Here is a 26363-nt window from a genome sequence, read left to right as displayed (position 1 = left end):
GATGGCTCTGCCGAGAGGAAACCGTGCCCATGGGCCTCACGCACGAAACCGTCCTCATTACGGGCGGGACGGGGTCATTCGGACGCACCATGCTGCGCGATCTGCTCGACCGCGGCGTGCACGAGATCAGGGTTCTCAGCCGGGACGAGGAAAAGCAGGACGCGCTCCGCAACGAGCTGCGCGACGCGCGGGTGCGCTTCCATATCGGCGATGTCCGCGACCGGAGCACGGTCGACCGCGCCATGAAGGGCGTCGACGCGGTGTTCCACGCCGCGGCCCTCAAGCAGGTGCCGTCCTGCGAATTCTTCCCGCTGGAAGCCGTGCGGACGAACATACTCGGCTCAGAGAACGTCCTCGCATCTGCCATCGCGGCCGAGGTCCGCGCGGTCGTGTGCCTGTCGACGGACAAGGCGGTCCTGCCCGTCAACGCGATGGGTCTGTCGAAGGCGATGATGGAGAAGTTCGCCGTCGCGCGCGCCCGTGAGGTCGGCGATGGCGGGCCGACCGTCATCTCGGCAGTGCGCTACGGCAACGTGATGTATTCGCGTGGCTCGGTAATTCCGCTGTTCGTGCGCCAGATTCGCGAGGGACGAGCGATCACGGTAACCGAGCCGTCGATGACGCGGTTCCTGATGCCGCTGCGCGATAGCGTGGCCCTCGTACACCATGCATTCGAGAACGCGCGGCAGGGGGATCTCTTCGTCAAGAAGGCGCCCGCTGCGACCATCGCGGACCTCGTCACGGCGCTTACCAACCTGTTCGAGGTGCCGGACCATCCGGTCGAGGCGATCGGCTGGCGGCATGCCGAGAAGCTCTACGAGACGCTGGCCACGGGGCTGGAACTCGCCAAGTCGGAGGATATGGGCGACTATTTCCGCATCTCCATGGACGAGCGCGATTTGAACTATGCGCCCTACCTCTCGGAAGGCGATCCCGCCGGTCGCGGGGCCGAGGACTATCATTCCCACAACACCGAACGCCTGGATGTCGCCGGGATCGAGCGTCTTCTGCTGTCCCTTCCCGAGATCGAAGCGGCCCTCACCGAGGTGGGGGCGCGATGAAGATCGTCGTCACGGGTGCCGGTGGCTTGATCGGCCACCACGCGGCGGTCCGGTTGCACGCGGCCAACTGCGCGGCGCGGTTTCGCGGCGACGCGCCGCCCTATCGAACCGTCGCGCTGGATCGCGCCGGGTTCCAGGACGACGCCACGCTGCGGGAGGCCGTGACCGACGCGGATGCGGTGCTGCACTTCGCGGGCGTCAATCGCGGCCCGGACGACGCGGTCGAAGCGGGCAATCCCGCGATCGCGCGCCGCTTGGCCGAGACCTGCCGCAATGCCGGATCGACGCCCCATGTCGTCTACGCGAATTCCATCCATGCCGGGACGGCGACTCCCTACGGACGTTCCAAGGCGGCGGCGGTCGAGATCATCGCCGGGATCGGCGCGATGACGGACCTGCGCCTGCCGCATATCTTCGGCGAGGGCGCGCGCCCCTTCTACAACAACGTCACCGCGACCCTGATCGCCAAGCTTCTGGCGGGTGAGACGCCCGATCTCGACCCGGATGGCAGGGTTCAGCTTCTCCATGCCGGGGCGGCCGCGGAAATCGCGATCGACGCCGTCATCTCCGCCGCACCGCGTCGGATCGAGCCCGAGGGCAGGTCGATGACGGTGCCCGACCTCTGGGAGTGGTTGCACCGGTTCCATCGGCTCTACACCGCGAACACCTATCCCGACCTTTCCGATCCGTTCGATCGCGACCTCTTCAACAGCTACCGGGCCGCTACCTATCCCGACGGCTGGCCCCGGCCCCTGGCGCGCAACACGGATGCGCGCGGCATGCTCTTCGAGGCGGTGAAGGGCGGCGGCGGGGGCCAGACCTTCCTGTCGACGACGGCCCCGGGCGTGACGCGTGGCGACCATTTCCATCTCGGCAAAATCGAGCGGTTCCTCGTGCTCGAAGGCGAGGCCGATATCCGGATGCGGCCGGCGCTTGGCACGGAGGTGCACACCTACCGCGTCACCGGGGCCGCGCCCGCGGCCGTGGACATGCCCACGCTCTGGACCCACTCTATCGAGAATGTCGGCACGGACCCGCTCCTGACCCTGTTCTGGACCCACGACCTCTTCGACCCGACCGCACCCGATACCTACGCCGACAAGGTTCTCGTGACATGACCCTCAAGGTAATGACCATCCTGGGCACCCGACCCGAGATTATCCGGTTGAGCCGGGTGATGACGCGTCTGGATACGCATCTGGACCATGTGCTCGTGCATACCGGCCAGAACTGGGATCCGCGCCTGAGCGAAGTCTTCTTCGACGATCTTGATCTGCGGCAGCCGGATCACTGGCTCGGAGTTGGCGGCGGCACGCTCGGCGAGACGCTGGGCGCGATCCTGACGAAGACCGAGGGTGTCATCGCCACCGAAGCGCCGGACGCCGTGCTGATCCTCGGGGACACCAACAGCGCCATCGCCGCCATCATGGCCCGGCGCATGAAGGTGCCAGTCTATCACATGGAGGCGGGCAACCGGTCCTTCGACCGCAACGTCCCGGAGGAGACGAACCGCCGCCTCGTGGATCATGTCGCGGATTTCAACCTCGTCTACACGGAACACGCACGGCGGCATCTTCTGTCCGAAGGCATCCACCATCGGCGCATCTACCTGACCGGATCGCCCATGCGCGAGGTGCTGGACCACGCGCGCCCGAAGATCGACGCCTCCGACGTGGTGGCGCGGCTCGGCCTGACGCGACGCGGCTACTTTATCGTCTCGCTGCATCGCGAGGAGAATGTCGACAGCCCCGAGCGGCTTCGTGCGCTCGTCTCGATCCTCGGGTCTTTGGCCGCCCGGCACGACATGCCGGTCGTTGTCTCGACCCATCCGCGGACCCGTGCGCGACTGGACGAGTTGGGCCACGAGGCCGACGCCCGGATCCGCTGGATGGAACCGTTCGGCTTTCACGACTACAACGCCCTCCAGATGCAGGCGTTCTGTGCCATCTCTGACAGCGGGACGATCGCCGAGGAGTCGGCAATCCTCGGCTTTCCGGCCGTCACGCCGCGCGATGCGATCGAGCGGCCCGAAGCGATGGACGCGGGCTGCATCGCGGTCACCGGCCTCGATCCCGCGACGGTCCCCGAGGCCGTGGACGTCGCCGTCGCCCTCGCCGCCGAACGGGAGGCCGCGGGTCGCTCCCGCGAGGTGCCGGTGGACTACACCGTGACCAACACCTCCGAGCGGGTGCTCCAGCTGATCCTCGGGACGGCCCGCCTCTCGAACGGGTGGGACGGGATCCGGTGACCGATGGCGAACGCCTCCAGAAGCGTGCGTTCGATCTAGCCGGCGCAGGGCTCGGACTGGCGGTGCTCTGGCCGGTGATTGCGGTCTGCTGGGCCGTCGCACGACGGGACACGGGCGCGAGCGGCTTCTTCCGCCAGACGCGGATCGGGCAGTTCGGGCAACCGTTCGAGGTCATCAAGATCAGGACGATGCGGTCCTCGGACGGACCGACGATCACGACGGCCGACGATCCGCGGATCACGCCGACGGGGACGTTCCTGCGGCGCTGGAAGCTCGACGAGCTACCGCAGCTCTGGAACATCCTGCGCGGCGAGATGTCGTTCGTGGGACCGCGCCCCGACGTGCCCGGCTATCTCGACCGTCTGGAAGGGGAGGCGCGACGGGTCATGTCGCTTCGACCGGGGATCACCGGCCCGGCGACCTTGAAATACCGCGACGAGGAGGCGTTGCTTGCGTCGCAGGCCGATCCGGTGGCCTTCAACGATCGGACGATCTGGCCCGACAAGGTGCGGATCAACCTCGCCTATCTCGACGATTGGAGCCTCGCGGAGGATATCCGCTACATCGTCAGGACGCTTCGGCCATGACGGACGAGCCACTCCCGTTCCAGCCCCTCGTCATCATCGGCGCCGCCCGATCGGGCACGAACGCATTGCGGGACATGCTGACCCGATTGCACGGGTTCGGCACCTGGCCCTGCGACGAGATCAACGCGATCTGGCGACACGGGAACCTGCACCATCCGTCCGACGCCCTGCCGCCGGAGCGCGCGACGGTCGAGATCCGGTCCTATATCCGGGGCGCCTTTTGGGCCGCGTGGCGGCGCCAGGGTCGCCCGGACGTGCTGGTCGAGAAGACCTGCGCGAACACGCTCCGGGTGCCCTTCGTCGACGCGATCCTGCCGGAAGCGCGCTTCGTGCATATCCTGCGCGACGGCTGCGCGGTCGTCCCCTCGGCGATGAAGCGCTGGCGCGGGGAGTTCGAACTTCCCGCCCTCGGCTACTACCTGCGAAAGCTCCTCTACGTGCCGGTCGCGGATCTCCCCGTCTATGCGGCCCGCTCTTTGAAGAACCGCCGGGCGCTCCGGTCCGGATCTGCGCCACGCATGGCGATGTGGGGGCCCCGGCCGGACGGGTTCCGGGCCGACCCGGGGGTGCCGCTCGATGTCCTCTGCGCCCGGCAATGGGGCAGTTGCGTCGTCTCGGCCTCGACGGCCCTGGCCAAGATCGCGCCCGACCGCCGGATCACGATCACCTATGAGCGCATGGTCGCGGACCCCGCGACCGTCCTGGCCGAGATCGCCCAGATGCTCGGCCGGACGCCGTCCCCCGATGAGATCGACGTCGCAGCCGACGGGATACGCCGGGGCAAACCCCGCGATCCGTTGCCGTTGTCCCCCGAGGCGGAAGCGGAGATCGCCTCGGTCCACGCGGCGCTACATGGCGGAGGCGACGCGGCATGAGGATCCTGCTGTCTAGGCCGCATATGGGCGGCACAGAACTCGCCCATATCCAGGCGGCCTTCGATGCCAATTTCATCGCGCCTGCCGGGCCGCAGCTTGAAGCGTTCGAAGCAGCGATCGCCGCGCGGCTGGGACATGGCGTGCACTGCGTCGGACTGTCGTCTGGATCGGCGGCGCTGCATCTCGCGCTCAGGGTCGCCGGTGTGACGCGCGGCGACGACGTCTGGACGACGTCGATGAATTTCGCGGGCGGCGTCTTCCCGGTCCTTTACGAAGGTGCGACGCCCGTCTTCTTCGATCTCTCACCGGCAAGCTGGACGATCGACACGGACCTCCTCGAGACGGCGCTGCGCGATGCGGCGCGGGCTGGAGCCCTCCCGAAGGCCATCGTTCCGACGGACCTCTACGGCCAATCGGTAGATCTCGCCGCGATCGAGACCCTCGCCGCGCAGCATGGCGTGCGCGTGGTGGTGGACAGTGCCGAAAGCCTCGGCGCGACGATCGGGGGTCGTCCGGCGGGCACCGGCGGCGACGCCGCGATCCTCAGCTTCAACGGCAACAAGATCATTACCACGTCCGGGGGCGGGATGCTCGTGACGCGGCACGCGGATTGGGCGGACTGGGCGCGATTCCTTGCCACGCAGGCCCGCGATCCCGCGCCGCATTACGAGCATTCGACCTATGGCTACAATTACCGGCTGTCGAATGTCTGCGCGGCCATCGGGCTCGGCCAGCTCGACGTGCTCGACGCGCGCGTCGCCGCCCGGCGGGCCATCTTCGCGCGCTATGCGGACGCCCTGACGCCCCTCGGGGTCCGGATGATGCCCGAGCCGGACGGCCATCGCTCGACGCACTGGTTGACGGCGCTTGCGCTGCCCGAGGGTGGCGCCGACCGCGAACTTGTGCGCCGCACGCTCGCCGATCACGGGATCGAGGCGCGCCCGCTCTGGAAGCCGATGCATCTGCAGCCGCTCTTCGCGGGCGCCCGCTATGTCGGGCGGGGCATGGACGAGGATCTCTTCTCGCGGGGCCTCTGCCTGCCGTCGGGCAGCGACCTGACCCGCTCCGAGCAGGACGAGGTGATCGGCCGCGTCAGCGATCTTCTGTCGGCGGGATGAAGATCCTCCTCACCCACCGCTACTTCTGGCCCGACAGCCCGCCCTACGGTTGGATGCTCAAGGCCATCGCCGAAGCCCTGTCGGCGGCGGGGCACGATGTCCACGTCCTGACGTCGATTCCGTCCTATACTGACGATGCGCCGGAGGCACCGACGCGCGAGCGGGTCGGTGGCATCTCGGTACATCGGGTCGCCGTCCGGGCGGAAGGGTCGCGTGCGGCCTGGGTGCGGGCATCAAACGCATACTCCTATTGCCGCGCCATTCGCCGGGAGATCGAGGATCTCCGCCCGGATGTCGTAACGGCGTCCAGCTTCCCGCCTGTGATCGCCGCCGCCACGGCCTCGGCGGCGGCGCGCCGGGTCGGCGCCGCCTTCGTCTACCACGTGCAGGACGTTCATCCCGAGGCCAGCCGGATCGGGGGCGGGTTGATCGGTCGGTCGCCGGTTTACGACATGCTCCGGGCGCGGGACATCCGCACGCTGAAGCGCAGCGACGTGATCGTGACCCTGTCCGATGATATGGCGCAGACGATACGGTCGCGCGACGCGTCCATCCCCGACATCACCATTCTGAACAACTTCACGCTCGACGCCCCGTCCGGTCATGCGCCCGTGCCGCCCGAAAGAGGACGCCGGCGGGCCATCTTCGCGGGTAACCTGGGGCGGTTCCAGGATCTTCCCGCCCTTCTGGACGGGCTGTCGCTGGCCCTCGATCGATCCCCGGACTGGGACGTCGTGCTGATGGGCGACGGGGCCCTGCGCGCCAACCTGCGGGCGCGGTTCGGGGATCATCCACGCATCCGGTTCCTCGACCGGCGGCCCTATGCCGAGGCCGAACCGATCATCGCCGGTGCCGATATCGGTCTCGTGTCACTTCGAAGCGGGATTGAGGCGGTCGCCTACCCGTCTAAAACAGAAACCTATCTCGGACTCGGTCTGCCCGTGCTGGTGCTGGCCGATCCCGAATGCGCCCTGGCCTCGGATATCGAAGGCAGGGGGTTCGGACGCGTGGCCCTATCACGGGACCCCGAGGACATTGCGACAGCCTTCGCGGCGCTGACTGCGCCCGAAGCTTTGGCCCGTGCCCAGGCGGCGGTGCAGGCGCGACCGGATGCCGAGAGGGCGCGTCGGTGCGCGCTCGACGCCTGGGTGGACCTGATGGCGCGCATCCAGGCGTCGCGATGAGCATGCATATCGCGATAGACGCGCTGAACCTCGCGCAGGGCGGCGGCGTCGTCGTGATGGACCGGATCGCAGGCGCGCTCGAACGACGCGGCGCGAAGGTCACGGTCGTCACGTCGCGGACCCTGCCGGGGAAAGGGGCGGCGCAGGCGGGCGCACGCCTCGTTCACCCTCGGGCCGCAGGGATCCTCCGCAGCCAGATCTTTCGCGCGACCAAGTTGCCCGACCTCTTGGCGGATGTCGGAGCGGATGCGGTCCTCAGCCTGAACTACCACACGCCGACGGATCTGCCGCAGGCCACCTTCCACATGAACCTGATCCCGTTCATTCCGTGGTCCGAGCGAGTTCGGGCCGTTGGAGCCCTGCGTGCATTCGCCCAGCGGCGCGCAGCGGTCCGGGCCATGACGCGGTCGCGGCTCAACCTTTTCGAGTCCCGCTATCTGCACGATCGGGCGGCCGACGTTGCAGGCAGCGCGGAAGTCGGCGAGGTCTACCCTATCGGCGTCGACCTTCCCACGCGGCCCCCTGTCGAACCGGTTCCCGGTCGCCTCATTACAGTGACATCGGGTGCGCGACACAAGCGAAACGCGTTGGGGATCGAGGCGTTTCGACGATACCGCGACGCGGGACGCCCGCATGCGACGCTCGATCTGGTCGGGAATGCCGCCGACATCCGAGCATCCTTGCCCGAAGGCCTGCGCGCGGCGATCGAGACCGATCCGGCCATTCGCTGGACCGGCTACGTCTCGCCCGCCGCGCTGGAGGAGATGCTGGCCCTGTCCTGGGCCATGCTGGCGCCGTCCGCCCTCGAATCCTTCTTCATGGTCGCGGTCGAGGCGATGGCGGCGGGATGCGCCGTTGCGGGATTCGACGTCGCCGCCATGCGGGAAAGCGTCGGCCCCTCGGTGCCCCTTGCGCGCGATGGCGATATCGACGGGCTCGTGGCCCGGCTCGTTGCGCTCGATGATGCCCCGAGACGGGCGGCGGAGGTCGAGGCGGGTCGGCTATGGGCCCGGACGTTCGACGCGCGAAGCTGCGCCGACAGAATCGCGGCACGCCTGATCGAGGGCCTGTCGTGATGGGGCCCGCCCCGGCATCCGAGCGGGCGCGGATCCTCTCGAATTACGGGCGCCTCGCCGTCACCTTCGCGTCGGGGCTCCTGATCATCCGCCTGATCGGGGGGATCGACGCGGGTATGCTTGCCGCCTATCTGCTGATCGTCGCGATCACCGGCTTCGCGCAGATCGGCAAGATCGTCCTTCAGGAATCGGCCGTTCCCATTCTCGGCGCCAGTTGGGCCGGCCCGCCGACGCGCGCGGCCGACGCCGTCGCGACGGTTCGGCGGGCGGCCGTTCTGGCGGCGCTGATCGGCGGGCTGGGCTTTGCCGTCTTCACGATATTCGCCGGATCCGGCCTGGGCGAGATCGCGTCCGGGCCGCTGCGCATCGCGCTGGCCTGCGCGGCGATACAATTGGTCGCCTCCAGCCTCGCGACGCCCGCGCTCTATGGTCTTCTCGTGTCGGGGCGGGTGATCGCGTTCAACGTCGCCCTGACAGCCGAGCGACTGGCCGAGCTGGCAGCCATTCTCCTCACGGTCTGGCTCGTGACCGATACCGGCCCGAATACCGGTCTGGTCGCCTTCTACGCCGGGGCCACGATCCTCTATTGCGCCGTCCAGGCGCTGGTCGTCCTTGCCGGGCGCAGAACCGATCCAAGGCATCGGGAGTCCAATTCCGTCGGGCCGGGGCAACCGGACCTCGCGCTCCTGCGGAATCTCGTCGGATACAACCTCCTGATCGTCGTCGGATTCCTTCTACATCTCAGGCTTGGCACGCTGGCGGTGACCTTCGCATATGGCCCGGCCGGCACGCTGGCGCTCGGGATGGCGTTCCTGATGATGGCCTACGCCCGGCAGGCGACGATGGGGCTCGTGATCGGGCTCGACGCGTCGATCTCGCGGATGCGCGAAGAAGCAGAGGCATCGCGGCTCCTGCGGCAGAGCACCTATCTGCAAGCCGTCTTCGCGGCCTTTCCGTTGGTCGGGCTCTGGCTTCTCGCCGAACCGCTGTTGCGGCTCTGGCTCGGACCCGCGCTCACCGAGGGCAGCGTCCGGGTCGAACTGATCGCATGGGCTGTCCGGCTGCTCATCGTCGGGGCCTATGCGCGGGCCGTCTCGGAGCCGTGGATGAAGCTCCTGAACGGGCGCGGGGCGGTCGGTGACTACGCGCCCGCCCTCTTTCGCGGTGCGCTGTTGAACGCCGGCATCCTTGGGACCGTCTTAATCTGGCAACCCCCGCTCGGCATGGCCATCGTGGTGATCGGCTCGGCCTTTTCGGTCATTCACCTCGTCGTGCATCTCTGGGTCCTGCCCCGTGCCGTGGCCCGGCGGCTTGGGGGCACGGCGGGGCGCTTGTGGGGCATCGCGGTCGCGCCACTCGTGGCGGCGGCGGCGCTCGCCGTAATGTGCCTGTGGCTCCCGGGATCAGCGCAGTGGATCTACCTCCCGGTCGCGATGGCCTTGATGGTAGCGATGATGCACCCTGCTGCGCGAGCCGGGTTCGCGGACAAGGCCTGAGGGAGGCGCGGGGCATGGCACTTTTTCGAAACCTGCGTGGGGCGATCCTGCCCGGTCCGCTCATAGAGATCGTATCCCGGGGTGCGGGCTGGATCGTGTCGCTCGGTGGCGGCTGGCGCGGCATGGCGGTCGAGGAACGTGCGCGCGCGACGTTCCTCAACCTGCGATACGGTTGGCGCGCCAGGCGGATCGGTCGCCACGTCGTCGTCGATCATCCCGCGCGCCTCGAGATCGGCGACGGTTCCTCGATCCGCCACGGGGTCGTGATCGCCATTGGGCGGGAGGGGCATTGCCGGATCGGCCGCGGCTGTCACATCTCGCACAATTCCGTATTGGCCGCCTCAGGCGGAATCGTGATCGGGGACGGGTGCGCGTTGTCGAGCGGCGTCGTGATCTACTCCATCACGAACGGGCCGACGTCGGACGGGCAATCGCCGGTTGGGGGCGCGGCGATACGGGCCGAGGTCGTTCTCGACCGCGACATCCACGTGGGGATGGGGGTTCGGATCTTGCCAGGCGTGCAGATCGGTGCCGCGGCGGTGCTTGGGGCCGGTGCGGTGGTCACGACGAATGTCGAACCGGGCGCGACGATGACGGGCATCCCCGCCCGGCCTCGGGGCACCTCGGGCGATTGAGCCTGAGGTCGCGCGGAGCCGCGCCGCGCAATGCCTATTGCGCGAGCGGAACGCGGTGCCGCCGCGGGTTGATTGCAGACCTGCCGGGCGCAGGCGCGGTGCGTCGGTGTCGCCAATAGGCGGAGGCGATCGAGGCGGCCGCGACATATTTGATGAGGGTCAGGATCGCGAAGCCGAAATCCACGTTCAGGCAGAACAGGACGAACATGACTGTCAGGACATATCGAACGATGGGCTGGGATGTTGCGTCGGAAGCCCGGAACCGCGCCCAGCCATGGCCGAGCAGGAGGCCGAAGATCAGACCGCCCGCGACGATGCCGCCCCATCCGAAATTCATGTAGAGCTCGCCGACCGCGCCGGGTGGAGCACCGGACCTGTTGTTGTAGCCCAGAAGCTCCTGCCCGACATAGGGACCGATCCGGATCACGGGCTTCTCCGGCCAGATGACGCGTGGGATCGGCGTGAAGATCACCGCGCCGATACTGCTGCCCAGTAGGTAGTCTCCGCGTCGTCGCGTCTCGGAGATGATGACCGAGACCTTCGCCGGATCGAGGAAATAGGCGCCCTCGAAGATATGGCCCGCCGTCGTCTCGACGGCGCGGACGATGTCGATGTCCCGCGCCGCGGTCTCGCCATCGGTTCTGACCTGGCCGACGAATGCCAGAAGGAGGAAGGCGAACCCGGCCCCGATGGCGCCCCGGGCCCATCGGCTCCAACGGCGAGGCTTGTTCGCTGGGACCGAGCGGGCACGCGCGGCTGCGACCACGAGGACAAGCAGGATCATGATGATCAGGACACCGGATCGGCGACTGGAGAGCATGAAGCAGAGGCTCGAGAAGTAGAGCGCGAGGAGGTGGATGTCCCAAAGCCGGGGCATCGGCGCGTTGGCGAGACGGTAGGCGAAGAAGATCAACAGGATGTCAGCGCCCACGGTCAGGAATCCGAGCGAACTGGCCACGCCGGTTTCTTCCTGGATGAACTGCTTGGCCGCGGCGAACCTGAGATTCACGAGCTGGTCGATGAAGTCCATCTTGACGAAGAAGATGATCATCAGCCCGCAAGACAGGGCGAAGACGCCCCAGTAGATGCCCGTCATGTCCATCCGAACGGGCTTCGGCCTGGGAACGCGTGGCGGCCTGCCCTCGAAGTAGAGCGTGGACAAGATATACCCCGCGACGAAGGTCCCGACGAACAGGAGCGTCGCCAGTTGTCCGAGGTCGATGATGTCCCGGGACAACCAGTCGGTGGTGAACGGGGCGTCCCGATCGACCGCGTAGGCGAGGTATAGGCTCTTGAGGGCGTAGCCGAGCATGAAGGTCCATGCCATCACCCGCATGGGCGATGGCCCTCGCCCGCGCGTTCCCTCGATCGCCGCCATCCCGAAGAGGATCAGCGACGGCAAGACGCCGAGGATCGCGATCGATATGGCGTATTCGCTCATGCGTCGTACCCGAGCTTGCTAAGGGCGCTTGCTGCATGGCGCATGAAGATGGCTGTGGTCGGAGCGTCGAAATGATTGTGCCAGTCGCCCACAACTCCCTTGCGCAGAAAACTCGTCGCATCCTCCTCTCCTGGGAGTCGACCTGACTGCCTTACGAAAGTGAACTCCTCGACTACTCGGGAGATCAATGCGGACGACGGAAGCTCTCCTGTCCGTGCTTCGACGACACGAGCCAGCTCGCCGGGCGTATCGCGCAGCATGGCTTCATAGCTTGTCGACACGACATCGGGCCGCCCGTGCCACCTTTCGACAAACTCAGGCCATGTGAACCTTGGGCTAAGGGGCTCGGTCAGCATCCTCTCTACAAATCGCGGAAGGTTCGCTTCGATGTCGAGGGGATCCCGGATGCCGAGCCTAGCTCGTGTGCGCCTGAGGATCGAAGGTGAAGACCCGGGATGTCCTACCACGAGGTGATAGTAGTAAGAGACCATCACGTCGCGGCCATCGCGCCAGACGACCACCACGTTGCGAAGGCCAGCCGGATTCAGGACATGACACTGCATCATGCAGGACCGCATCAACGGTAGCCTTCGCCGGGGAAACGGCAAGCCGACGGCCGCCGCGAGCATCTGACCAATCCAAGAGCCACCGCTCTTGGGATACTCGTTCAATATGATGTTGTCGGCGAAGGGGCGGGTGGCACCTCGAAGCACGATCTGTCTGAGTGCCGCATTCGCAAAATGCCAACCGCGCATCCGTGGCCGTTTAAGATGCGGGTCGGAAGTCATGCGAAGCCTTCCACGATGATCTCTCCGCGGTCTCGCAACTGTGCAATGCGTTCGAGAAATTCGGTCGTCTCGGCCAAAAGGCCAACGGTTTCGCTGAGGTTGAACGGGTGCAACCATAAGTGGATCGGGTGACCCGATTTTGCGGTCTCGAGCGCGCGCCGAATGCGCCGCCGCGTCGCGGCGCGTTTGCCGATCGCGGGCCGCGCGCCCCAGTCCAGCAGGTCCGTGCCCGTCTCGGCCTCGGGGCCAGCGGGATGAGCGTAGCGTCGTGCGGCGGAAGGCCGAGCGAAGACGGAGCGGGCTCCACGACCAAGAAGACCGGGCATTGCCGCGGCGATGACCCCGATCCCGCCGGTCGGTGGATCGGGAGCGAGGCGGACGCGATGGAAGCCTGATGCCGCAACGAGGTCGAGATGAGCCGCGCGGTTCCGGGGAAACACCAGGAGGTTCGCCGCGATCCCTGTCGCATCGTTGGCGGCGCGGGCCCGCTCCAGTTCGCGAGCGATCCCGTCGCGGCTCTGGTCCGCATCGTCCAGAAGGACATGAGTGTAGGTGTGGCTTCCGAAGGATTGCGGATGTCGACATGCGCGCACGACGGCCAGAAGGTCGCGTCCATCCCGTGACGTCGGACGCGCCTCGTCGAGAAATCGGCGGGCCTGTGTCGCGAATCGTCCGCCAAGGTGATCGATGCGGATTTCCGCGGGGTCCGAGATCATGGCACCGACGCAGGCCCATGTGAGTTCGAGCCCGAGGCGACCGAGCGTGTCGACGAACCGGGGGATGTCGTCGCGCATCCGGTCATAGACGCCAGCCGCCTCGCGGGTGCGCCACATGCCGTCGCCGATCGCCCCCCAGCCGCATTCGAAATCAAGTGTGATAGTGACGCGGCTCATGATGCGGAGCCGTCATATCCGAGGGCCGCAAGCGCCGTCGACAACTCCGTCTCGAGCCGGTGGCGCGTATCTTGGGTCAGCCGGCCCAAGCTGGCGGGGTTCTGGTCCACGACCTCGAATTCAAGCTCGCCCATGCGGACGAGGCCGGATGCCGTCATCCCGACGACGCTTGCATCCAAGTCGAGGTGATCGAGGATCCGGCGCAATTCGCGCACGGGATCGGCCACGAATGCCTCATACCGGACGAGCAGCATCCCCGACGGTGCGGGCGCGCGTCCGAGGAGGGGCGCACTCGATGCGATCCATTGGCGCGCAGCGTCTTCCGGGGCGTAGATCTCAGCACCCAACACGGCGGCCGCCGCGCCGGAGGGACGCGCCCGACGAAGGATGCCTTCGCAAGCGCAGAGGCCGTGACGCAGGATGAAGATGAAGCGCGCATCGGGGAAGGCCTGATCCAGAAGCGGCATCCAGCGCGTGTGGACGATCGATTTCTCCAGCATCACGGTCGTGCCGGGCGCGCACCAGGGGGACCAGTCGCGGATGGCCATCCGGGCCAGTTCGGCCGGGTCGGGCGAGAAGGCCGCGGCGATGGTGTCGTTCCGGTGCCACATCCGCTGCCATCCGCCCGCTTCGAGATCGGGAAACGCATCCGTCAGGTTCACCCCTTCGATCGGCAGGGCGGAGATGCCGGGATGCGCGGCGAGGATCCGCGCGATGATCGTCGTGCCCGAATTGTAGCAGCCCGTGGCGAAGGCCCACCGATCGGGATGCCGGGACGGCATGGCGCGCCGGAGGATCGAACGCGTCCACGGCCGCGACATCAGGCGCGCGGTCGCGATCCGGGTTCCGGCCGAGAGCACGTTGCCGCGATTGCGGCGGACGAACGCTGCGATGCGACGACCTCTGCCGAGGGAAGGAAACGTTTCCACGACCATGAGCGCCTCGATCCGAACGAATGGCGACCATCATGACAGTCCGGCCGCGCACGTTGAAGGGCGTCTTTGCGGGGTTTTGTCGAATGAGCAGGGCCGATGAAGGGCGGATCGCCAGGCCCGACATCTATCACCCCGGCAGCAGTTGACCCAGGCTTCGGAGGTGGCGGCGCTTTAGGCCGAGGCCGCGGGTGAGGCGGCCGAGGAAGGCGCGGTCGGCATGGGTCAGCGGCGCATCGGCCAGAAGGACCGAGAGCGTCGCGTTGAAGATCACCATCTTCTCGGCATCGGTCAGCCCCTCGCGCATCCAGCGGAAGCTCAGCGGCAGGTGGACGCGATCGGCGCGGGTGGCCGCCTCGCGGATATGGTCGCGCGTGTAGTCCATATCCGTCGTGGCGCGCGCGATCTCGAGGGCGCGCTTGAGACGCTCGCCCTCGATCTTCCGGCCCTTCCAGACCGCATGGCAGATCGCGTCGACGGCGCGGAACCGCGGCCCGCTTCCGAGACCGAGGATCTCCTGGCGCATGGCGCGGCGTCGCCGCCGCAACCGGTTCCCGATCATCACGGCTGTCGCGGCGACGACAATGCAGCCCGCGATCCAGGGCAGCAGCAGGCCCGGGTCGAACCCGTCCAGAAGCTCGGTCGGAAACGTGCCGAATGCCGGTTGCGTCGCGATCGGATCGGCGAGGGCGCCCGATGCGGCAACGGCCGACCCGAAGGCGGTTGGCGCGACGGCGCGGAGGAGGCGGGTAAATCGGGTCACTGGTGCAAGTCGTCCGGAGTGAAGGTCCGTATAACCTGACGGAGGAAGGCGGCATTACTGCGGCCCGGTCGATATGGATGATGGCGGAAGGGGGGTCTTTTTCGACGCAGCCGCCGCACGGTGCCGCAACCCTCAAGGCATTGTTTGAATATGAGAAATAGTGCCTCGTCTGTGGCGCGATAACAGCACCTTGCGACCGGTTGGGGCGCGCGGCGTCACTCCTGACCGCCGCAGTTGCCGTGTCCCGTCGATGGCGATCCACAGAGCCGCATCGCTCCGACAAGGGCTCCGACTCGGACGCGGTCCGGCGCGAGAGAACGCGCGGCGCGGCCGCCTCAGGCGTGGATCGCGCCGTCGCCGCAGGCCAGTGCCGCTTCGCGCATGGCCTCGGAATAGGTCGGGTGGGCGTGGCAGGTGCGGGCCAGATCCTCGGCCGCCGCGCCGAACTCCATCGCCACGCAGACCTCGTGGATCAGGTCGCCGGCCATCGGCCCGATCACGTGGCAGCCGAGGATGCGGTCCGTCTCCTTGTCCGCCAGCATCTTGACGAAGCCGTCACCCGCGAAATTCGCCTTGGCGCGCCCGTTGCCCATGAAGGCGAACTTGCCGACCTTGTAGGCGCGGCCCTCGGATTTGAGCTGTTCTTCCGTCAGGCCGACGCTGGCGACCTCGGGGTGCGTGTAGATCACGCCGGGGATGACCTCGTAGTTCACGTGCCCAGCCTGCCCGGCGAGGATCTCGGCGATGGCCATGCCCTCGTCCTCGGCCTTGTGGGCCAGCATCGGCCCCTCGATCACGTCGCCGATCGCATAGATGCCCTCGACACTCGTCTTGTAATGGTCATCGACCGCGATCTGGCCGCGTCCGGTCAGCTTGACGCCAAGCGCGTCGAGGCCCAGCCCCTCGGTATGGGGCTTGCGCCCCGTCGCCACGAGGACGCAATCGGCCTTGAGCGTGTGCTCGCTCTCGTCCTTGCGGAGGGTGTAGGTCACGTCCGCCTTGCTGCCCTTCGTCGTCACCTTGGACACGGCGGCGCCGGTGATGAACTTGAGCCCCTGCTTCTGGAGAAGGCGCTGGAACTGCTTGGCGACCTCGGCATCCTGACCGGGGGTGATGGCATCGAGATACTCGACCACCGTCACGGCGCTGCCCAGCCGGGCATAGACCGAGCCCAGCTCCAGCCCGATGACGCCACCGCCGATCACGACCATCTCCTTGGGGATGCTCGACAGCTCGAGCGCGCCGGTCGAGGTGACCACGACCTTTTCGTCGACAGTGACATCGGCGCCGGGCACCGCCGCGCTGTCGGAGCCCGACGCGATGATGATGTGCTTGGCCTCGTGAACGTCGTCGCCAACCTTCACCTGTCCTGCGGCGAGGATCGAGCCCCAGCCCTTCAGCCAGTCGATCTTGTTCTTCTTGAAGAGGAACTCGATGCCCTTGGTGTTCTGGTCGATGACGTCCTGCTTGTAGCTCAGCATCTGCGTCCAGTCGACCGAGGGGCTTTTGCCCTTGAGACCCATCTTGGCGAAGTTGTGCTCGGCCTCGTGGAGCTGGTGGCTGGCATGGAGCAGCGCCTTTGACGGGATGCAGCCGACGTTCAGGCAGGTCCCGCCCAGCGTCTCGCGCCCCTCGACGACGGCGGTCTTCAGGCCCAGTTGCGCGCAGCGGATGGCGCAAACATAGCCGCCGGGGCCGGAGCCGATGATGATGACGTCATATTGGGCCATGGGTCGTTTCCTCTTGCCGGCCGGCAGGGGGCCAGCCCCCCGCACCCCCCGGCATATTTCGCGAACATCGAAGGGGTCAGATGAGAGTCGAGATAACCATCGCGAGCGTCGCCGTGAACCCCACGAACCAGATGTAGGACCGCCAGGGCCGCCACCCGAAGGCATAGGCGGGCACGTAGAGCACGCGCGCGACGAGGTAGATCCACGCGCAGGCGGTGGTGAAGCCGGTGGCTTGGCCCGAGAGCGTGACGAGAGTGACAGCGGCGGTGAAGAGGATCAGCCCTTCGAAATGGTTGTTCATCGCCCGGTAAAGCCGCGCGGTCCGATCCGAGAGCGCGTCCTCGAGCGAGCCGCCGATCTTCGAGCGGTCGCGGGCGGAGGTGGTCTTGCCCGGCCCGAGCTCGAGATTGGCGGGGACGGCCATCAGGACGAACTGCACGGCCTGCAGCAAGATCGCGAGGGCGAGGGCGGTGAGTTCGGGGGTCACTTGCGCGACCGGACGATCATGTAGGTCGTAAACGCCGAGATCAGCGCGTAGCCCGCCACGAGATACCACAGCATCGGGTCCGGCCCGCGCCACGCCTGTAGGCCGATCACGAGGAGGACGGCGAGGCCGACGCGGAGGAGCCAGAAGGCGATGGCGCGGGTGGTGGGGGTCATGGATCTCGGCAGATTCAGATGAACAGTACGAGGGGGCCGTCATTCCCTGAACGATAGTCGGGATGACGGCCGCATCATATGAGCGGTCGGCGCTTCCTCACAAATCCATCAGGAGCCGCCGCGGATCCTCCAGCGCTTCCTTCACCCGCACGAGGAACGTGACCGCCCCTTTCCCGTCCACGATGCGGTGATCGTAGCTGAGCGCGAGGTACATCATCGGGCGGATCACGATTTCTCCGCCGACGACCATGGGCCGGTCCTGGATCTTGTGCATCCCGAGGATACCCGATTGCGGCGGGTTGAGGATCGGCGAGGACATCAGCGAGCCGTAGACGCCGCCATTCGAGATGGTGAACGTGCCGCCCTGCATGTCGGCCATCGAGAGCTTGCCGTCGCGGGCGGCGGCGCCCTTCTCGGCGATGGCCTTCTCGATCTCGGCGAAGGACATTGCGTCGGCGTCGCGGATGACCGGCACGACGAGGCCCTGCGGCGTGCCCGCGGCGATGCCCATGTTGACGTAGCGGTGATAGACGACGTCGGTGCCGTCGATCTCGGCATTGACCTCGGGCACCTCGTTCAGGGCGTGGACGCAGGCCTTGGTGAAGAAGGACATGAAGCCGAGCTTCACGCCGTGTTTCTTCTGGAAGAGGTCCTTGTATTCCGATCGCAGGTCCATGACCGCGCCCATGTCGACCTCGTTATAGGTCGTCAGCATCGCGGCGGTGTTCTGGCTGTCCTTCAGGCGCTTGGCGATGGTCTGGCGCAGGCGGGTCATCTTGACCCGCTCCTCGCGGTCGGCCTGGTCGGCGGAGACCGGGGCGCGGGGGGCCTGCGCCGGGGCGGCGGGCGCGGGGGCCGTCGCGGCGGCGGCGCGGAGGACGTCTTCTTTCATCACGCGACCGTCGCGGCCCGAGCCCTTCACGTCGCCGGAGGAGAGGCCCTTCTCTGCCATCAGCTTCTTGGCCGAGGGCGCATCCTCGACGTCGCCCTTCGGCCCGCCGCTGTCCCCACCGACCCCGGCGGGCGCCTCGGCTGCCTTCGGGGCGGAGGCGGGGGCACCGCCGGCCCCGGCCTGGATCACGGCGAGCTTGCCGCCGGCGGCGACGGTCTCTCCCTCCTTGGCGACGATCTCGCCCAGGGTGCCCGCGGCGGGGGCGGGCACCTCGACCGAAACCTTGTCGGTCTCGAGCTCGCACAGCATCTCATCCTGCGCGACCGCGTCGCCCGCGGCCTTGAACCAGGTCGCCACCGTCGCCTCGGTCACGCTCTCGCCTAGCGCGGGGACCATGACGTCGACGGCGTCGCCACCCGCGTCACCGGACGCCTCGGCCGGGGCGTCGTCGGAGGAACCCGGCTCGGCCACGGCGGCCGGGGCCTCGTCGGAGGCGGGCGCGCCCGCGCCTTCGGAGATGGTCGCCAGAAGCGCGTCGACACCCACGGTCTCGCCCTCGGCGGCGACGATCTCACCCAGCGTGCCGGTCGCGGGCGAGGGCACTTCGACGGTGACCTTGTCGGTCTCCAGCTCGCAGAGCATCTCGTCGGTGGCGACGGCATCGCCGGGCTTCTTGAACCACGTGGCCACCGTGGCCTCGGTCACGGATTCGCCCAGGGTGGGGACCTTCACGTCGATCGTCATGCGCTTAACCTTCCATGCTCAGCGCTTCGTCGACGAGCGCGGCTTGTTGTGACTTGTGTTGGCTCGCGAGGCCCGTCGCGGGCGAAGCGGAGGCGGCGCGCCCGACATAGCGGGGCCGCGTGTGGCTGGCGCCGATGCGGGTCAGCACCCATTCGATGTTCGGGTCCACGAAGGTCCAGCCGCCTTGGTTCTTCGGCTCCTCCTGGCACCAGACGAACTCGGCGCCCTTGAACCGGCTGAGCTCGTTGACCATCGAGAGCGCGGGGAACGGATAGAACTGCTCCAGCCGCAGGATGTAGACATCGGTAATGCCGCGCGCGTCCCGCTCCTCCAGCAGGTCGAAATAGACCTTGCCCGAGCAGATGACGACGCGCTTGATCTCGTCGTCGGGCACGAGCTCGGTGTCCGAATTGCCGTATTGCGCGTCGTCCCAGAGCACGCGGTGGAAGCTCGAACCGGTGGTGAATTCCTCGGTCTTCGACACGGCCAGCTTGTGACGCAAAAGGGATTTGGGCGTCATCAGGATCAGCGGCTTGCGGAAGTCGCGATGCAGCTGGCGGCGCAGGATGTGGAAATAGTTGGCGGGCGTCGTGCAATTGGCGACGATCCAGTTGTCGGAACCGCACATCTGCAGGAAGCGCTCGAGCCGCGCCGAGGAGTGCTCGGGGCCCTGACCCTCGAACCCGTGGGGCAGGAGGCAGACGAGCCCCGACATCCGCAGCCACTTCGACTCGCCCGACGAAATGAACTGGTCGAACATGATCTGCGCACCGTTGGCGAAGTCGCCGAACTGCGCCTCCCACATGGTCAGGGCGTTGGGCTCGGCGAGGCTGTAGCCATATTCGAAGCCCAGGACGGCGTATTCCGACAAGGCGCTGTCGATCACCTCGTATTGGGCCTGCCCCTCGCGGATATGGTTGAGCGGGTAGTAGCGCTCCTCCGTCGCCTGGTTGACGAGGCCGGAATGGCGCTGGCTGAACGTGCCGCGCGTCGAATCCTGCCCGGCGAGCCGGACCTTGTAACCCTCGGTCAGAAGCGATCCGAAGGCCAGCGCCTCGGCGGTCGCCCAGTCGAAGCCCGCGCCGCTGTCGAACATCTTCGACTTCGCCTCGAGCAGCCGCCCGATCGTCTTGTGCAGCGGGAAGTCGTCCGGCGCCGTCGTCAGCGCGCGCCCGACCTCGGCCAGCGTCTCCTCGGGGATGGCGGTCTGGCCGCGGACGTAATCGTCCTCCTTGCGGCGGTCGAGATGGGACCAGCGCCCGTCCAGCCAGTCGGCCTTGTTGGGCTTGTAGTCCTTCCCGGCCTCGAACTCCTCGGCCATGCGGTCCTGGAACGCGGCCTTCATGTCCTCGATCTCGCCCTCGGGGATCAGCCCGTCGCGGACCAGTCGCTCGGTATAGAGCGTCAGCGTCGTCTTCTGCTGCTTGATCTGCTTGTACATCAGGGGGTTGGTGAACATCGGTTCGTCCCCCTCGTTATGGCCGAAGCGGCGGTAGCAGAAGATGTCGAGCACGACGTCCTTGCCGAACTTCTGGCGGAACTCGATGGCCACGCGGGCGGCGTGGACGACCGCTTCGGGATCGTCGCCGTTGACGTGGAAGATCGGCGCCTCGACCACCAGCGCGTTGTCGGTGGGATAGGGCGAGGACCGCGAGAAATGCGGGGCGGTGGTGAACCCGATCTGGTTGTTGACGACGATATGGATCGTGCCGCCGGTCTTGTGACCCCGCACGCCAGAGAGCGCGAAGCATTCGGCCACGACGCCCTGGCCCGCGAAGGCCGCGTCGCCATGCAGAAGAAGCCCCGTCACCTTGGTGCGGTCGCTGTCGCCCAGCTGGTCCTGCTTGGCCCGCACCTTGCCGAGGACGACGGGGTTCACGGCTTCGAGATGCGACGGGTTCGCGGTCAGCGAGATATGCACCTCGTTGCCGTCGAATTCGCGGTCCGAGGACGCGCCGAGGTGGTATTTCACGTCGCCCGAGCCATCGACGTCCTCGGGCTTGAAGCTGCCGCCCTGGAATTCGTTGAAGATCGCCTTGTAGGGCTTCTCCATCACGTTCGCGAGGACGCTGAGGCGCCCCCGATGGGGCATTCCGATGACGATGTCCGACAGACCCAGCTGGCCGCCGCGCTTGATGATCTGCTCCATCGCTGGGATCAGCGCCTCGCCGCCGTCGAGGCCGAAGCGCTTGGTGCCCATGTACTTGACGTGCAGGTATTTCTCGAAGCCCTCGGCCTCGACCAGCTTGTTGAGGATCGCGCGCCGCCCGTTCTGGGTGAACTCGATTTCCTTGCCCAGGCCCTCGATCCGCTCCTTCAACCAGGAGGACTGCTCGGGATCGGAGATGTGCATGTATTGGAGCGCGAATGTGCCGCAATAGGTCCGCTTCAGGATGGCGACGATCTCGGCTAGCGTCGCGACCTCGAGGCCGAGCACGTTGTCGATGAAGATCGGCCGGTCCATGTCGGCCTCGGTGAAGCCGTAGGAGGCCGGATCGAGCTCGGGATGCGGCGTCTCCGCGCGCATGCCCAGCGGGTCCAGATCGGCGGCCAGGTGCCCCCGGATCCGGTAGGCCCGGATGATCATCAGCGCGCGGATGCTGTCGAGCACGGCGCGCTTGATCTGGTCGTCGCTGACGGTCGCGTCCGTCGCCTCGGCCTTGGCGCGGATCTTGTCGCCGGCCGCCTGTGCCTCCTTGGGATCGGCGGGCCATTCGCCGGTCAGCGCCGCCGTCAGCTCGCCCGAGGGCAGCGGCGGCCAGTCGGCGCGCGCCCAGGACGGGCCCTCCGCCTCGGCCTTAACCGCGCCCGCATCATCTTCGAGCGCGGCGAAGAACTGCTTCCACGTCTCGTCCACGGCGCCCGGATCCGAGGCGTAGCGGGCATACATCTGCTCGAGATATTCCGCGTTGTGCCCCTGCATGAAGGACGTGGAGCGGAAGACGTCATTGGGGGACTGGTCGGTCATTGATCATATTCCGGGTTGATGACGGATACGGTCTCTACGATGGACACGGTCGACCTGTCGGTCGTCAGGTCCGATATCAGGTCGGGCTCCAGCGCGATGATCATCGCGCGGCGCAAGGGTTCCTCGGCGAGGGTCTCGAAGGTGGAAGGGCCGAACCCCTCTTCGGTGCCGGTGGCGGTCGCGCCCTCGGGGGTGGCGATGCGGCAGATGACCTCGACGATGTCGAGTCGGCCCTGCTGCGGCATCCCCCAGTTGAAGGTCATCGCCGCGTCGCCGCGGGTTAGGACGCGCTGGCGTGCGAGGTCGGTGTCGACCCGCCGCGCGAGACCCGGCACCGTCCGGCGTTGCAGGTCCATGATCTCGGTCAGGGTCGATCCGCCCCGGTCGGTGGAGGCGTAGAAGATCGTCCGCGCGAGCGCGAGCCGTTCGACCGCGTCCTCGGGCAGCGTGGTGCCGGGGTCGAGCGGCATCCAGCCCTCGGCCTCCAGCGAGGCGAGCAGCACGTCGAAGTCGCGCTCGTCCGCGAGGCAGGCTTCGGGCGCCGTCTGCGCGGCGGCAGGGGCCGTGAAGACGGTCGCCGCGAGCAGAACCCCGATCATTCGTGTCGTCATCACATGCTCCTCCTGTCGGGCGCGCCGGGGGCCGGAACATCTCCGACCCTGGCCGCACGTCTCACCCGGCGTCGATCGCCTCCTTCACGGCCTCGCCCAGCGTGGCGGGGCTGTCGGCGACGACGATCCCCGCCGCCTTCATCGCCTCGATCTTCGAGTCCGCGTCGCCCTTACCGCCCGCGACGATGGCGCCGGCATGGCCCATCCGGCGGCCCGGAGGCGCCGTGCGCCCGGCGATGAACCCGGCGGTGGGCTTCCAGCGGCCCTTCTTGCGCTCGGAGGCCAGGAACTCCGCGGCCTCCTCCTCGGCTGTGCCGCCGATCTCGCCGATCATGATGATCGACTGCGTCTCGTCATCGCCGAGGAACATCTCCAGCACGTCGATATGCTCGGTCCCCTTGATCGGGTCGCCGCCGATGCCGACGGCGGTGGACTGGCCCAGCCCCATATCGGCGGTCTGCTTGACGGCCTCGTAGGTGAGCGTCCCCGAACGGGACACGACGCCGACGGAGCCGCGCTTGTGGATATGGCCGGGCATGATGCCGATCTTGCAGGCGTCGGGCGTGATCACGCCGGGACAGTTCGGCCCGATCAGCCGCGTCTTCGAGCCGTCGAGGGCGCGCTTGACCTTCATCATGTCGAGCACCGGGATACCTTCGGTGATGCAGACCACCAGCGGGATCTCGGCGTCGATCGCTTCGAGGATCGAATCCGCGGCGAAGGGCGGCGGGACGTAGATGACGGATGCATTGGCGCCGGTCTTGGCGACCGCCTCGTGGCAGCTGTCGAAGACGGGCAGGTCCAGATGCGTCTGGCCGCCCTTTCCGGGGGTGACGCCACCGACCATCTTGGTGCCGTAGGCGATGGCCTGCTCGGAATGGAAGGTGCCCTGCGAGCCGGTGAAGCCCTGGCAGATCACCTTGGTCTGTTCGTCTACGAGAATGGCCATGTCGTCTCCGGTCTTTTGAAGTCTGTCAGTTGTGCACGATGAGAATGACGGGATGGTCGAAGGCGCGCGCCTCGCCCGTCGCGGGATCGGTCAGGGTGGTGCGGGCCAGCGGCGTGGTCACGGTCAGCCCCTCGAAGAAGAAGCCGGCGCCGCCCGCGGGATTGAGCCCCGCACCCAGCGGCCCGTCGAGCGTGCCCGACCCGTCCACCAGTCGCGGCGCGAGGATCTGCCCCGCGATCGCATTCGACTGCCGCAGGCCCACGGCGGGCGAGCCCACCGAACAGCCGCTGCCGCCGGGGACGTCGATCCGCTCACCGTCGCGATTGGTGATGGATTGCTGCGCCACGGGCCCGATCCGAAGGAAGGTCAGCGTGCCGGGATTTGAATAGACGGTGCCGCCATCCTCGCGTTGGACGAAGGGGAAATCGAGTGCGCGTGCGGCCCGCGTCTGGCCCGCGCGGGTGCGGTTGTTGAGGCACACGGCCTCGACCGTGAACGCCATCCGCTGGCCCGCGATCTCGGCGGCGCCCTTGCTGAAGCCGGTCTGCGAGACCGGCTGGCAAGCGGCGAGCGCGAGCGCGGCGGCGACGAGGGTTGCGGCGCGGATCATCGGGCGGCCTCGGCGCTGGCCTCGGGCGTCAGGCGCTCGACGCTGAGGAAGGTCTCTGGCCCGTTCGGACCGGGCCGCGTGCCCGTGTGTACGACGGCAATGCGCGACGGGTTCAGGTAGCGCGCGCCCAGAAGCGTGGTGCCGGGGACGGCGGGATGGCTGTCGGGCACGGGGGCCTCGGTACGGATGCCTTCCGCGTCGAGCGCGGCGGCCGCGACCTCTGCCGCGTCGGCGCCATACTCCCCATCGAAGGCCACCTCGCAGCGTCGATCGGTCCCCGGCGTGACCGCGCCCGCCGCAGGCGAGGGCGTTGCCGCGGAGAACGGGGCGAGGTCATAGAACGCAACCCGCGCACCGGCCGGCTCGATGACTTGCGCCGCGCGCGCGGCGGTCAGATCCGGACTGAAGCAATGCGCGGCAAAGGCCTCGAGCGCATCCGACCGGATCGGGTTGGCGCTTGCGGGCCCCCCGGTCGCCCAGATCGCGAAGACGGCGATGACGAGCCGAGCGCCGCTCCGAGGGGCGGTCGCCGCGCGATGTCCATATGCTGCGCTGCGTCCCATGATCTCAGTCGGACACCCCAAACGGGACAGGCCCCGCTCCGTTCCGCGTCGCGGGATAGGGATTGCCCCGCGCATCGGTCTGGAGCGACCACGTGTCGCTGTCGAACGGAATGGCCCCGTTCTCGTTGGCGCAGGCCGCGACGGTCAGAAGGCTGGCCGCGGCGAGCATCGGAACGACGCCGCGAGAGGTGGGGCGTTCCCGGTGAAGACGCCGGGGCTCCGCCGATGCGCGTCTCACCCCTTCACCGCCTTCACGATCTTCTGGGCGCCGTCCTTTAGGTCGTCGGCGGCGATCACGTCGAGGCCGGAATTGTTGATGATGTCCTTGCCCTTCTGGACGTTGGTGCCCTCCAGCCGGACGACGAGCGGAACCTTGAGGCCGACTTCCTTGACCGCGGCGACCACGCCCTCGGCGATGACGTCGCAGCGCATGATGCCGCCGAAGATGTTGACGAGGATGCCCTTCACCTGCGGGTCGGAGGTGATGATCTTGAACGCCTCGGTCACCTTCTCCTTGGTGGCGCCGCCGCCCACGTCGAGGAAGTTCGCGGGCTCCGCGCCATAGAGCTTGATGATGTCCATCGTCGCCATCGCGAGACCCGCGCCGTTCACCATGCAGCCGATCTCGCCATCGAGCGCGATGTAGTTGAGGTCGTATTTGGAGGCGGCGAGTTCCTTCGGGTCCTCTTCCGTCTCGTCGCGCAGCTCCGCGATGTCCTTGTGGCGATAGACGGCGTTGCCGTCGAAGCCGACCTTGGCGTCCAGCACCTTGAGGTCGCCCATGTCGGTCACGATCAGCGGGTTGATCTCCAGCATCTCCATGTCCTTCTCGGTGAAGGCGGCATAGAGCTTGCCCATCAGCGCGACGCATTGCTTGATCTGCGCGCCCTCGAGGCCCAGCGCGAAGGCGACACGGCGACCATGGAACGGCTGGTAGCCGGTGGCCGGATCGACCGTGAAGTTCAGGATCTTCTCGGGTGTCGAAGCGGCGACCTCCTCGATGTCCATGCCGCCCTCGGTCGAGCAGACGAAGCCGATGCGGCTCGTGGCGCGGTCGACAAGAAGGGCGAGATACAGCTCGCGCGCGATCTCGGAACCGTCCTCGATATAGATGCGGTTGACCTGCTTGCCCGCCGGGCCGGTCTGGTGCGTGACCAGCGTGTTGCCCAGCATGGCGCGGGCGTGATCCGCGGCCTCCTCGACCGACTTGGCCAGCCGCACGCCGCCCTTGTCGCCGGCCTCGGCCTCCTTGAACGAGCCCTTGCCGCGGCCGCCCGCATGGATCTGCGCCTTGACCACCCAGAGCGGCCCGTCGAGCTGACCGGCGGCGTTCTTGGCGTCGGCAGCCTTGGTGACGGCGACGCCGTCGCTGACCGGGGCGCCGTAATCGCGCAGGAGCGCCTTGGCCTGATACTCGTGGATGTTCATGCGTCGCGTCCCTTCGGCGGTCGTGAATGGGTCGCATTCGGCCATGACATGGGGGACGGCGGGGATAAACAGCAAACCCGCCGAGGTCGAGCCGCTCGGCGAGAAACCGAC

General features: G+C 67.5%; 26 protein-coding genes. 10 read left to right on the top strand and 16 right to left on the bottom strand.

The window, feature by feature from the left end; all coding sequences use genetic code 11:
* Positions 1-29 precede the first annotated feature (29 nt).
* The 10 genes from ACK8OR_RS10620 to ACK8OR_RS10575 are packed head-to-tail and all read left to right on the top strand — an operon-like array spanning position 30 to position 10280.
* The gene (locus ACK8OR_RS10620; protein ID WP_410189367.1) at positions 30-1061 is read left to right on the top strand and encodes an SDR family NAD(P)-dependent oxidoreductase; all 1032 of its coding nucleotides are present in this window, start codon (positions 30-32) and stop codon (positions 1059-1061) included.
* Positions 1058-2179, top strand: a complete 1122-nt coding sequence (locus tag ACK8OR_RS10615; RefSeq protein ID WP_410189366.1) for a polysaccharide biosynthesis C-terminal domain-containing protein — start codon at positions 1058-1060, stop codon at positions 2177-2179. The genes ACK8OR_RS10620 and ACK8OR_RS10615 overlap by 4 nt, the downstream gene beginning before the upstream one ends.
* Entirely contained in the window at positions 2176-3309 is a 1134-nt protein-coding gene (gene wecB, locus ACK8OR_RS10610; protein WP_410189365.1) for a non-hydrolyzing UDP-N-acetylglucosamine 2-epimerase, read from the top strand. The genes ACK8OR_RS10615 and wecB overlap by 4 nt, the downstream gene beginning before the upstream one ends.
* Positions 3306-3896 carry a sugar transferase gene (locus ACK8OR_RS10605; protein WP_410189364.1) on the top strand — a complete coding sequence of 197 codons (591 nt, stop codon included), beginning with the start codon at positions 3306-3308 and terminating at the stop codon, positions 3894-3896. Before wecB ends, ACK8OR_RS10605 begins: the two co-directional genes overlap by 4 nt.
* On the top strand, positions 3893-4771 hold the full coding sequence (locus tag ACK8OR_RS10600) for a sulfotransferase family protein (protein WP_410189363.1): 879 nt from the start codon (positions 3893-3895) through the stop codon (positions 4769-4771). Before ACK8OR_RS10605 ends, ACK8OR_RS10600 begins: the two co-directional genes overlap by 4 nt.
* Complete coding sequence (locus tag ACK8OR_RS10595; protein WP_410189362.1) at positions 4768-5889, top strand: DegT/DnrJ/EryC1/StrS family aminotransferase; 1122 nt, start codon at positions 4768-4770, stop codon at positions 5887-5889. The genes ACK8OR_RS10600 and ACK8OR_RS10595 overlap by 4 nt, the downstream gene beginning before the upstream one ends.
* Positions 5886-7073, top strand: coding sequence for a glycosyltransferase family 4 protein (locus ACK8OR_RS10590; protein ID WP_410189361.1), 1188 nt, complete (start codon positions 5886-5888; stop codon positions 7071-7073). The genes ACK8OR_RS10595 and ACK8OR_RS10590 overlap by 4 nt, the downstream gene beginning before the upstream one ends.
* Positions 7070-8149, top strand: a complete 1080-nt coding sequence (locus ACK8OR_RS10585; protein WP_410189360.1) for a glycosyltransferase family 4 protein — start codon at positions 7070-7072, stop codon at positions 8147-8149. Before ACK8OR_RS10590 ends, ACK8OR_RS10585 begins: the two co-directional genes overlap by 4 nt.
* Entirely contained in the window at positions 8146-9645 is a 1500-nt protein-coding gene (locus tag ACK8OR_RS10580; RefSeq protein ID WP_410189359.1) for a hypothetical protein, read from the top strand. Before ACK8OR_RS10585 ends, ACK8OR_RS10580 begins: the two co-directional genes overlap by 4 nt.
* A gap of 14 nt (positions 9646-9659) precedes the next feature.
* Positions 9660-10280 (top strand): acyltransferase, encoded by a 621-nt coding sequence (locus ACK8OR_RS10575; RefSeq protein WP_410189358.1) that lies wholly within the window; start codon positions 9660-9662, stop codon positions 10278-10280.
* Between the two features lie 34 nt (positions 10281-10314).
* On the opposite strand, the gene ACK8OR_RS10570 is transcribed toward ACK8OR_RS10575, so the two are convergent.
* The 16 genes from ACK8OR_RS10570 to sucC all read right to left on the bottom strand — a co-directional run bounded on the left by ACK8OR_RS10570 (position 10315) and on the right by sucC (position 26252).
* Entirely contained in the window at positions 10315-11721 is a 1407-nt protein-coding gene (locus tag ACK8OR_RS10570) for a hypothetical protein (RefSeq protein ID WP_410189357.1), read from the bottom strand.
* On the bottom strand, positions 11718-12509 hold the full coding sequence (locus tag ACK8OR_RS10565; protein ID WP_410189356.1) for a sulfotransferase domain-containing protein: 792 nt from the start codon (positions 12507-12509) through the stop codon (positions 11718-11720). The genes ACK8OR_RS10570 and ACK8OR_RS10565 overlap by 4 nt, the downstream gene beginning before the upstream one ends.
* Complete coding sequence (locus ACK8OR_RS10560) at positions 12506-13402, bottom strand: polysaccharide deacetylase family protein (RefSeq protein WP_410189355.1); 897 nt, start codon at positions 13400-13402, stop codon at positions 12506-12508. The genes ACK8OR_RS10565 and ACK8OR_RS10560 overlap by 4 nt, the downstream gene beginning before the upstream one ends.
* On the bottom strand, positions 13399-14331 hold the full coding sequence (locus ACK8OR_RS10555) for a sulfotransferase family protein (RefSeq protein ID WP_410189354.1): 933 nt from the start codon (positions 14329-14331) through the stop codon (positions 13399-13401). Before ACK8OR_RS10555 ends, ACK8OR_RS10560 begins: the two co-directional genes overlap by 4 nt.
* A 133-nt stretch (positions 14332-14464) precedes the next feature.
* Positions 14465-15097, bottom strand: a complete 633-nt coding sequence (locus ACK8OR_RS10550; protein WP_410189353.1) for a hypothetical protein — start codon at positions 15095-15097, stop codon at positions 14465-14467.
* 335 nt (positions 15098-15432) lie between these two features.
* Positions 15433-16827, bottom strand: coding sequence for a dihydrolipoyl dehydrogenase (lpdA, locus tag ACK8OR_RS10545; RefSeq protein ID WP_410189352.1), 1395 nt, complete (start codon positions 16825-16827; stop codon positions 15433-15435).
* A 76-nt stretch (positions 16828-16903) separates the two neighbouring features.
* Positions 16904-17314: an MAPEG family protein gene (locus ACK8OR_RS10540; protein ID WP_410189351.1), complete on the bottom strand. Its 411-nt coding sequence runs from the start codon at positions 17312-17314 to the stop codon at positions 16904-16906.
* The gene (locus ACK8OR_RS10535) at positions 17311-17487 is read right to left on the bottom strand and encodes a hypothetical protein (RefSeq protein ID WP_298436707.1); all 177 of its coding nucleotides are present in this window, start codon (positions 17485-17487) and stop codon (positions 17311-17313) included. The genes ACK8OR_RS10540 and ACK8OR_RS10535 overlap by 4 nt, the downstream gene beginning before the upstream one ends.
* Positions 17488-17584: 97 nt before the next feature.
* Positions 17585-19123 carry a 2-oxoglutarate dehydrogenase complex dihydrolipoyllysine-residue succinyltransferase gene (odhB, locus tag ACK8OR_RS10530; RefSeq protein WP_410189350.1) on the bottom strand — a complete coding sequence of 513 codons (1539 nt, stop codon included), beginning with the start codon at positions 19121-19123 and terminating at the stop codon, positions 17585-17587.
* A gap of 4 nt (positions 19124-19127) precedes the next feature.
* Positions 19128-22091, bottom strand: a complete 2964-nt coding sequence (locus tag ACK8OR_RS10525; protein ID WP_410189349.1) for a 2-oxoglutarate dehydrogenase E1 component — start codon at positions 22089-22091, stop codon at positions 19128-19130.
* Positions 22088-22702 (bottom strand): hypothetical protein, encoded by a 615-nt coding sequence (locus tag ACK8OR_RS10520; protein WP_410189348.1) that lies wholly within the window; start codon positions 22700-22702, stop codon positions 22088-22090. The genes ACK8OR_RS10525 and ACK8OR_RS10520 overlap by 4 nt, the downstream gene beginning before the upstream one ends.
* A gap of 61 nt (positions 22703-22763) precedes the next feature.
* On the bottom strand, positions 22764-23651 hold the full coding sequence (sucD, locus tag ACK8OR_RS10515; RefSeq protein ID WP_410189347.1) for a succinate--CoA ligase subunit alpha: 888 nt from the start codon (positions 23649-23651) through the stop codon (positions 22764-22766).
* Between the two features lie 25 nt (positions 23652-23676).
* Entirely contained in the window at positions 23677-24261 is a 585-nt protein-coding gene (locus ACK8OR_RS10510) for a hypothetical protein (protein ID WP_410189346.1), read from the bottom strand.
* Positions 24258-24824 carry a succinyl-CoA synthetase subunit beta gene (locus ACK8OR_RS10505; RefSeq protein ID WP_410189345.1) on the bottom strand — a complete coding sequence of 189 codons (567 nt, stop codon included), beginning with the start codon at positions 24822-24824 and terminating at the stop codon, positions 24258-24260. The genes ACK8OR_RS10510 and ACK8OR_RS10505 overlap by 4 nt, the downstream gene beginning before the upstream one ends.
* Before the next feature lie 4 nt (positions 24825-24828).
* A complete protein-coding gene (locus ACK8OR_RS10500; RefSeq protein ID WP_410189344.1) occupies positions 24829-24993 on the bottom strand; it encodes a hypothetical protein in 165 nt (54 codons plus the stop codon).
* Positions 24994-25058: 65 nt separating this feature from the next.
* Entirely contained in the window at positions 25059-26252 is a 1194-nt protein-coding gene (sucC, locus tag ACK8OR_RS10495) for an ADP-forming succinate--CoA ligase subunit beta (protein ID WP_410189343.1), read from the bottom strand.
* Positions 26253-26363: the final 111 nt, after the last annotated feature.

It is taken from the genome of Jannaschia halovivens (genome assembly GCF_046452375.1).
Classification (GTDB): domain Bacteria; phylum Pseudomonadota; class Alphaproteobacteria; order Rhodobacterales; family Rhodobacteraceae; genus Jannaschia; species Jannaschia halovivens.
The sequence above is the reverse complement of the archived record's forward strand: the minus strand, read 5'-3'. Positions and strand labels throughout refer to the sequence as shown.